General features: G+C 47.0%; 8 protein-coding genes. 4 read left to right on the top strand and 4 right to left on the bottom strand.

Annotated features, from left to right (window positions below; genetic code table 11):
- Window positions 1-106 precede the first annotated feature (106 nt).
- Window positions 107-460 (bottom strand): hypothetical protein, encoded by a 354-nt coding sequence (locus NT178_07200; protein MCX5812316.1) that lies wholly within the window; start codon window positions 458-460, stop codon window positions 107-109.
- A 302-nt stretch (window positions 461-762) separates the two neighbouring features.
- Between NT178_07200 and NT178_07195 the strand changes: the two genes are divergently transcribed.
- From NT178_07195 to NT178_07185, 3 genes are all read left to right on the top strand, one after another.
- Complete coding sequence (locus NT178_07195) at window positions 763-1140, top strand: hypothetical protein (protein ID MCX5812315.1); 378 nt, start codon at window positions 763-765, stop codon at window positions 1138-1140.
- 422 nt (window positions 1141-1562) lie between these two features.
- The gene (locus tag NT178_07190) at window positions 1563-1787 is read left to right on the top strand and encodes a hypothetical protein (protein ID MCX5812314.1); all 225 of its coding nucleotides are present in this window, start codon (window positions 1563-1565) and stop codon (window positions 1785-1787) included.
- A 62-nt stretch (window positions 1788-1849) separates the two neighbouring features.
- Complete coding sequence (locus NT178_07185) at window positions 1850-2020, top strand: hypothetical protein (protein MCX5812313.1); 171 nt, start codon at window positions 1850-1852, stop codon at window positions 2018-2020.
- Between the two features lie 4 nt (window positions 2021-2024).
- Here NT178_07185 and NT178_07180 read toward each other — a convergent pair whose 3' ends face one another.
- The gene (locus tag NT178_07180; protein MCX5812312.1) at window positions 2025-3479 is read right to left on the bottom strand and encodes a radical SAM protein; all 1455 of its coding nucleotides are present in this window, start codon (window positions 3477-3479) and stop codon (window positions 2025-2027) included.
- A gap of 186 nt (window positions 3480-3665) precedes the next feature.
- On the opposite strand from NT178_07180, the gene NT178_07175 reads away from it, so the two are divergent.
- Window positions 3666-6017: an alginate lyase family protein gene (locus tag NT178_07175; GenBank protein MCX5812311.1), complete on the top strand. Its 2352-nt coding sequence runs from the start codon at window positions 3666-3668 to the stop codon at window positions 6015-6017.
- Here NT178_07175 and NT178_07170 read toward each other — a convergent pair.
- Window positions 6001-7530, bottom strand: a complete 1530-nt coding sequence (locus NT178_07170; GenBank protein MCX5812310.1) for a hypothetical protein — start codon at window positions 7528-7530, stop codon at window positions 6001-6003. The genes NT178_07175 and NT178_07170 overlap by 17 nt on opposite strands.
- A gap of 29 nt (window positions 7531-7559) precedes the next feature.
- The coding region (locus NT178_07165) for a GSCFA domain-containing protein (protein ID MCX5812309.1) at window positions 7560-7886 on the bottom strand (327 nt) is incomplete at its 5' end.

The raw sequence follows: 7886 nt of genomic DNA, 5'->3' as shown, positions 1-7886 counted from the left end.
CAACTGCTTGCGCAACGCACGTGTTATACGTCTCCGCGCAATTTTATGATCTCCTTGCCGGAACAATTACTGCCTTCTTTATCACAACCCACCTAGGGCCAGATCGCTACCCACATCCGAGGTTTCCTTTTCCATTTTCATCATAGCAGCATACGGAACTGCAGCATGCCCAGCACTTACCCTGGCATTCTTGATAAGCGCCGTTGCACCATGTAGCAAAATAGCCCCACTCACCCCCACCATGACAGGGCCTGCACCCTGCATGTTTCCAGCTCCAGCACATGCTGAAAGATGTGGTTGCAATTTTATTTGACGGGAAATTGTCTTTCATGATGCAGCAGTCCCACACAGAATTTCCGCAATCTGCATAAATAATATAGGGTAACGATAGGCTGCCAATTGCAATAAAACCAACAATTACAAAAATAAGGCTGATTTTTTTCATGCTTACTCTTTTCATGCTTCCTCCTTGTCGTCAGGATCATCCATCATTCATAAATAGTTTGCCGGAAGTTTTGTACACAAACCCATATACTACCTTTCTTTGTTTAATGAGAATTTTATTAGAATAGTATCTACCAATTCTATCAGCAATGTCAATATTCCGAAGTGTAGTTTTCACCTGTAAACAATTAAAATAACAGAGATCATTACTTGCGGAAAATCAGAAGGAAATCGGGGAAACTCGAGTCAATTAAATGTTGACATCTGCAGAAAGTAACGTAATTATATAATAATCAAATTAAATAAAAAGGAGGTATTATGAATCACAAAAAACATTTTTTGAAGGTCATTTGTTTTGGTTTTGCAAGCATTATGATACTCATATTAATGGCATCATCAGCAGGAGCTCAACAGCAGGCATGCGTCTTTTTGAAACCAGGTGCAGGATACGCTGCAGAGATGCGGGTAACCTCAGCCAGTTGGGAAACCCCTTGGTCTGGAAGTTTTGCCATTGGCGGCACAAAATGTCAGCCATTAACAAACCTCAAATCCGGTGCAGCATATACCGTGGAGGTAAAGGCTATATTGGGACAAACAAAATCATGCACTCCCCAGGTCCCTTACAACCCTGACTATACAGGCAATATAACATACTTTGCTTCCGGAACTACCCTGAGCGTCAAGTGCGAACAGTAATACACAGAAATTGCCACGTCGCTTTACTCCGTTCGTAACGACTGTTTACAAAACTCTTTGATGTCATTGCGAATGGAGTGAAGCAATCCCAAGAAGAACAGATGTGAGCAATTAAAACTGGGGGCGAAACATGTCATACAAAGTTGCATTCGAAGGCACACCAAGGCGGCGACGAGGAGACAACAAAGGTGAGTCGATGAAGGCAACTTTGTATCAGAAGTCCGTTTAAACCTTATATCCGGCGACTGGGTGGTGATTGCAACCGAACGCGCTAAGTGTCCGGAAGATTTCGTCCATACAAAACAGAAAAAGGAAGTACCGGCATATGCCACTACTTGTCCCTTTTGCAAAGGAAATGAAGATAAAACCCCACCCGAAACCTTTTCACTAAAAGGGTCTGACGACAACTGACTGGTAGATGCGTGCTGAATAAATTTTCCGCCTTTTCACCTGACGGCGAGATAATTAAAACAAAAACAGGCTTTAAGCAACACATAAAAGGTGTGGGACTTCATGAAGTGATTATTGAGACACCGGAACACAATATGACAACTGCATTGCTCCCTGTTGCTCATATCAAACAGATATTGCTTGCCTATAAACCCCTATCCACCACCAAAAATAATCAAAAACCCCGTTGTTACTGAATAATCAGCATGATAGAATATGTCTGAAGAACAAAAACCATCACCAACGAGGTGAAACTATTATGCCACAAGGCATCCTCCCTTACAAGTATGAAGAAGAAAAAGCAGAATCAGGTATGACTGCCCTTGCGGGTCTTCCCGTCTATCTCGATCTTGCCTCTGTATTAGGCCTGGACGATCATATCGAGAGACATATGCACGTTAAGAATCAAGGAGAAGATTTGTACAGATAAGTATTTATACACGGGACCTGTTCTTCTGCACTACCATTTCTTCAATGCGGGATGACAGTTTGCTGAAACGCTCAGGGGAGATGTTGGCGCAGAAACAGTTTTCAGGGCTCTGGTGGCAGTAGAGGGACGGGTCATAGTCGGGGGTGATCATACCCTTGTCTTGACAAAGTTCGAAAGCCTCCGTGCCGGGATAAGGGGTAAATATACTGTATATGATCTTTTCACATTCAATCTCTTCGATGACCTTTGCAGTATCTTTGAGGGATGCCTCTGTCTCCTGAGGGAATCCGGCCATAAAAAAGGTTTGCAGGTTTATGCCGTGGTTCCTGATGATATTGCATGCTACAAGTGCCTCCTCGATAGTAAAGCCTTTTCTGACTTCTTTCAGGATTTCGTTATTCCCCGACTCAATACCGAGCTGGATCATGAAGCACCCGGCTTCTTTCATAATGGATATGTTTTTGTCATTCACGAGGTTCACATGAATTTCGCAGCTCCAACTGAGGCCTGGGCATGAAGACTTGATGGTGCGACAAAGGGTCTGGAGGTATGGCGTTGTAACCCCGAAGGTGTCGTCATCGAAATGGATGTCATTGATGCCGATGTTTCGCAGATACAATATCTCTTCAACTACATTGCGTGGTGAACGGAACCGTACGCCTCTTCCCCATATGTTTCTTGACCCGCAAAAAAGGCAATGGTAAGGGCACCCCCGTGTAGCAAAAATATTACTGAAAGCGGATAACGGGTAGATTTCGTAATCTTTTAAGACGTGAGGGGCATACTGATAGGGAAGGGGAAGCACGTCGAGGTTTTTTACGGGCCTTCCCGGCAAGGTTGCAATAAGCTCTTCCCCATTTCCATACACAATCCCTCTGATACGGCCAGGGCTCTTATGCCTTTCGAGGGCATCCAGTAATGCAACGATCGTCTCTTCTCCCTCACCGACAACAAATATATCAATATCCCGGCAAAAAACCTCGCCGCCCGCTTCCATTCCCTTTGCCCAATTGTCTTTCGCCCATTTAGGGTCAAATGCCTTTGAGAATAGGGCAGAAGGATGAGGACCACCGACAACAATAACGACCTCGGGATTGATCGCTTTTGCAATACCTGCGACCCGGAGGACAGACGTAAAGGTGGATGATTTTGCTGAAATGCCCACAACAGCAGGTGCATATCCGGAGATTACATCCCGAATCCCCTGCCATACAGGGTGCGATGTATCCGAGAGGAGCCTGCGGTAACGTGTAAACCCCTCGCTTTTAAAATATGTTACTTCAAAAGAATCACTGGCCGGTGTAAAATCGGCGTTATAGGCCATAACGTCCCAATCCGTCCCTGCCTTTATGGATGCTGCAAGATACCCGAGAGAAAGGGGATATCTGACCAGCCCGTAGGTTTCTTTGAAAAGCCGGTAAAAGGGGGGTTCGATAAGGAGGATTTTATGGTTTTTCAACTATCAACGCCTCACTGTTAATGGATGGTCCTTTTGTTTAGAACACCTTTATAATGTTTTACTCCTCGTCTTTTATGACCCTTTTCCCCGGCAAGTTATGATATAGTTATATCGCTTGCATTATAACAGTACTACACTTTTGCTGCCTATGTCGATAACACGGTATAAAAAGCAGACGAGGATCACATGAAAGATCCGGGATTGTCTTCCGACACATTTTTTTGTGACACAATCACCAGGAGGGCATTGCTCTTTGAGGGGTACGGACATGCCTCATCGATCGGTAAGATCCGCGTAACCCTCCTATGCCCCATGAGGGATTTTTCGTCATTCAACCAGCTATCTCTTACCGCAACCAACCTTACGGAAACGATCCTGTATGCAGAAATGAGATTGTTCCACGGGTCCGGCAAAACAGATGTGATCGACGAGCCTGTTTCACTAAGCGGTGGGCGGGAATACCTGCCACCCGGAAAAACAGTGGAATTAGCATTCCACCGGGAGTCATTCGGCACATATGGAAAACCGGATGGCTGGAAAGACATCGCCCGCATAGAAATCACATGCAAACATGAGAAAACAGACATTTCAACGGGATTGATCGCAGTGTGCATAGGTGCCCTCTATGGCGAAGACCGGCTGTTCCCGGCAGGCCCGAGGCTGACAGATGGAGGTCTCAAGGCGATGCTTCGCAATGGAGCGCCTGCCGCATCTCCCTCTTTCTCTGAAGTAAATGCTGAAGTAAACGGAATGAACGATGATACTGACAATCCTTACGGGCAGTCATGCAGGTCATTGCTTTCTATCCCTCCCTATCACCCCTATACTCAGGAGAATGCCGACGAGATTCTCAAGGGGCATATCATGGGCCAACAACTTCCATGGCCATTACCGTGGGATGAGAATCCCTCCGGTATCCTGGAATGGTCACACTTTCTCCATCGCCATCATTTTTTAAGGGAAGTAACAAAAGCATATTTAGAGATAAAAGACCAGAGGTACATTCAGTTTATCGATGAAGTTATACATGACTGGATAATCGCGCATCCCGTGCCTGTGGGATCAAACGGCGGCGCCGGGCCATCCTGGGAGACCCTTTCTGCGGCATGGCGTCTCAGAGAATGGCTCTGGATAAGGGGAATAGTATGGCCTAATCAATTCTTCAGGCGCGAAACAAAAGAACTGATGCTGCGTTCTTTCTGGGAGCATTGCTGCCACTTCATGGACCATAAGGGCCATCCGAATAACTGGATTATCGTGGAATCAACAGCATTAGCCCTTGCCGGTATGTGCCTCACGGAGTTCACGGATGCCGGCAAATGGTTTGAGGAAGGGGTAGGGCGTCTTGAAGGTGAATTCCATAGACAGTTCATGGCAGATGGGGTTCACTTTGAGCTGTCTCCGCTTTATCACGCCATCTGCCTCCATGCCTTACTTGAGGTAAAAAGGGTGGCATCCGTCAAACACATGCCTCTACCCGCGATATTTGAGACACCCCTGAAAAGGGCCGCGGGATATCTCGCCTCCCTCTGCCGCCCCGATTTTACCTGGCCCTCACTCAATGATTCCGGCGGGATAGCAGGAGATTACTGCGCTATCATGAGGCTCGCGGGAGAACTCTTCCTTCGTGACGATTTTATATGGATCGGCACAAAAGGACAGGGAGGCATCCCACCGGCACAAGAAACTGCAAGGTTTTTCCCTGATGCCGGTATCGGGGTTATGAGGTCGGGTTATGACAAAGACTCGCATTTCCTTGTATTCAGGGCAGGTCCTCCGGGAATGACACACATACATGAAGATGTCCTCTCTCTCGATATAACAGTTCATGGAGTGCCTTGTCTTGCGGACCCCGGCATCACAACCTACGCGCCTGTGCCCCTTACCGGCTATTACCGCTCGGCGACTGCCCATAATATGATCCTCATCGACGGGAAAGGCCCGGCGAGATCACAAAAGACTTTTCAGGAAAGAATCCGATCAGCAAGGGAAGGCTTCGGATTTCATCACGAAATGCGTTATACAAGCGATCTGCCCTTTGCATTTCTTTTGCCGGGTGAGGGGGCGACGCGAGCCCCTTTGATTGAAACATTAACGGGGGTTTGCAATGATTACTTCGACGGACAAGGTGTAAGACTTACGGTAACAAGAATGATCGCCTTCCCGGGGCGCCAATACTTTATCATTCAGGATACAATCCAGGGTTCCGGACAGGCTGCCGTCACTGCCTGCTGGCAGTTTTCCCCCGGACAGACTGAAATCGACTCTCGCTCATTAATAATCCGCAAGGCAACATCGGAAGGCAGGGGCGTTGCCCTGATCCCCGTCCTGAAGAACTGCAAGCCGGATGTCCTTCGCTCGGAAGGTAATGCTGATCCGTTATGTGGATGGGTTTCTTTGAATGGCGAAGATATTCCGGCATGTCATCTTGCCTTTTCCTTCTCATGCCTTCTCCCCATCGCACTTACATGGGTACTCTACCCCCTGCCGGATATTAATGCCCCGATCCCTCCCCATTTTCTCACATCTGCTCCCTGATCACGGCGCCATTTCTATTCCTCGCTTCAATCCCTTCGAGGCAGGGTTCCAGCATCTTCCGGTGTTCTTCATTCCGTTTCCGGATATCGTCATACGTATTTCCATCAATCTCCTGGTAAACATACTGTTCCCGTTCGAAAATACCTGACTGAAGTCTCCTGATGCCAGTCAGACCATATCTGTGAGGATATGTATACATATGCGATTGCGGTTCCAGCAGAAAACGGTGGGGGACAAAAACGACCTTTTCAGAATCGATATAGCGTTCAACGAGTTTGATCAAAAGCCGCACATCTTCAGTTGTCTCATGGGGTGTATTGTATATAAGATGGATGTAATTCCTGATTCCCGATTCAATTGATGTATAAATAATTTCAAACATTTTTTCAACCTGGAATCTCTTGCCAAGCAAGCGGATTGTCGGGGGATTTGCTGATTCTACACCCCAAAAAAGACTGAAACAACCGGCCCTGTGCATCTGCTCAAGTAACCGGGAGCTGCAGCCTTCTATCCGTGCATAGGCATACCACTTCATGCCGGGAAGCGCCCCGGTAATGCCTTCACAGATTTCCGAAAGAAGAGGGGCATTCCCGTTTATCGAAGCATCGGTAAACATAAACGCCTTTGTCTGATATTTGTCTGAAAGCATCGCCAGTTCGCCGATGACCTTTCGAGCTGATTTTGTGCTGAAACGATCAACCAGCCGGCCTGTGCAAAAACTACAACCTGTGGGGCACCCTTTTGATATACGGTAGGGAAGAAAGAGCATATTTTTACCGGTTACCGGGTGGTCGTAGCAATACTTTTCGAGATTCAGACCTTCGAAGTCAGGCGGCAGTTCGTCGGCAGCATGGAGAAGAGACTGTGGATTATGAAAGATTTCATTGCCGCTGCGATAAATAATGCCCGGAATTTGCCTTATTTCATCCTCTTTGTTTCCATTAAGAAGGGCATGATAAAGCATCAATAAGGGCGCTTCACCGCTTCCTTTTATCCAGTAATCGGCCTGACCATAGCCCACAAATGATTCAGGCGGTTTTATGGTAATGAAAGGCCCTCCGAAAACAATAACCGCATCAGGATTTACTTGCTTAATGTACTGTGTCAGCAGAAGACTTGCCCAGAATTGATGGTAGGCAACTATGGAAAAGGCGTAAATCTTTTCGTCTTTCAAGATGCGTGATATGTATTTTTCGACAAAATCCCGGATTCCCTTATGAGCCCCGCTGTTGTTGATGAAGGAAAAGAAGTCCTCCTCCGCGAAGCCGTGTTCCCTGTCGTGGTAATTGATATCATCCGGTGCATCGAAGAGGTACTCCATGAGGAAATCATACTGTACCACCGGAACATCATGGGCCTTCAAAGAGGCGTAGAGAACGCCCATACCATAGGGTATGAATTTCGTTTGAAGGTATCGCTTGCTTATCGCAGGAGGGTGGATGAGGACAATGGGGGTCATTCGCTCATAACGGGTGCGCAGCACCCTTATCTGTACCCGGTAAGCCGGCCTCATCGGTTTTTAAAAGGGCTGCTTCGATTTGCCTATTCATTCGAAAATATGCGAAAGAAATTATCCATGATGAAATTTACCGTCTCTTTGTTGACGTGGAACGGCTCCCTTCCCTCAGTAAATAACGATTTGCCGAGGATTGCCCTGTATGTAACGGCCATCTCAAAAGCAGGAAAATAGAATATGTTCTCGTGACGGGAGGCAAATTCGTCTACAGCAGCCCGAAGCGTTGCCTTGGAATTCCAGCTTGCGCTGATGACGTCGAGGTCTTTCCTGAATGTTGCCCAGAGATGTACCGGTGAGACCGTCACAATCAGTTTGCACCGGGGATTATGGGCCTTCATAAGTTCATATATGCG

The organism is Pseudomonadota bacterium (assembly GCA_026388255.1).
GTDB lineage: Bacteria > Desulfobacterota > Syntrophorhabdia > Syntrophorhabdales > Syntrophorhabdaceae > JAPLKB01.
This window is presented reverse-complemented; position numbering and strand designations above follow the sequence as displayed.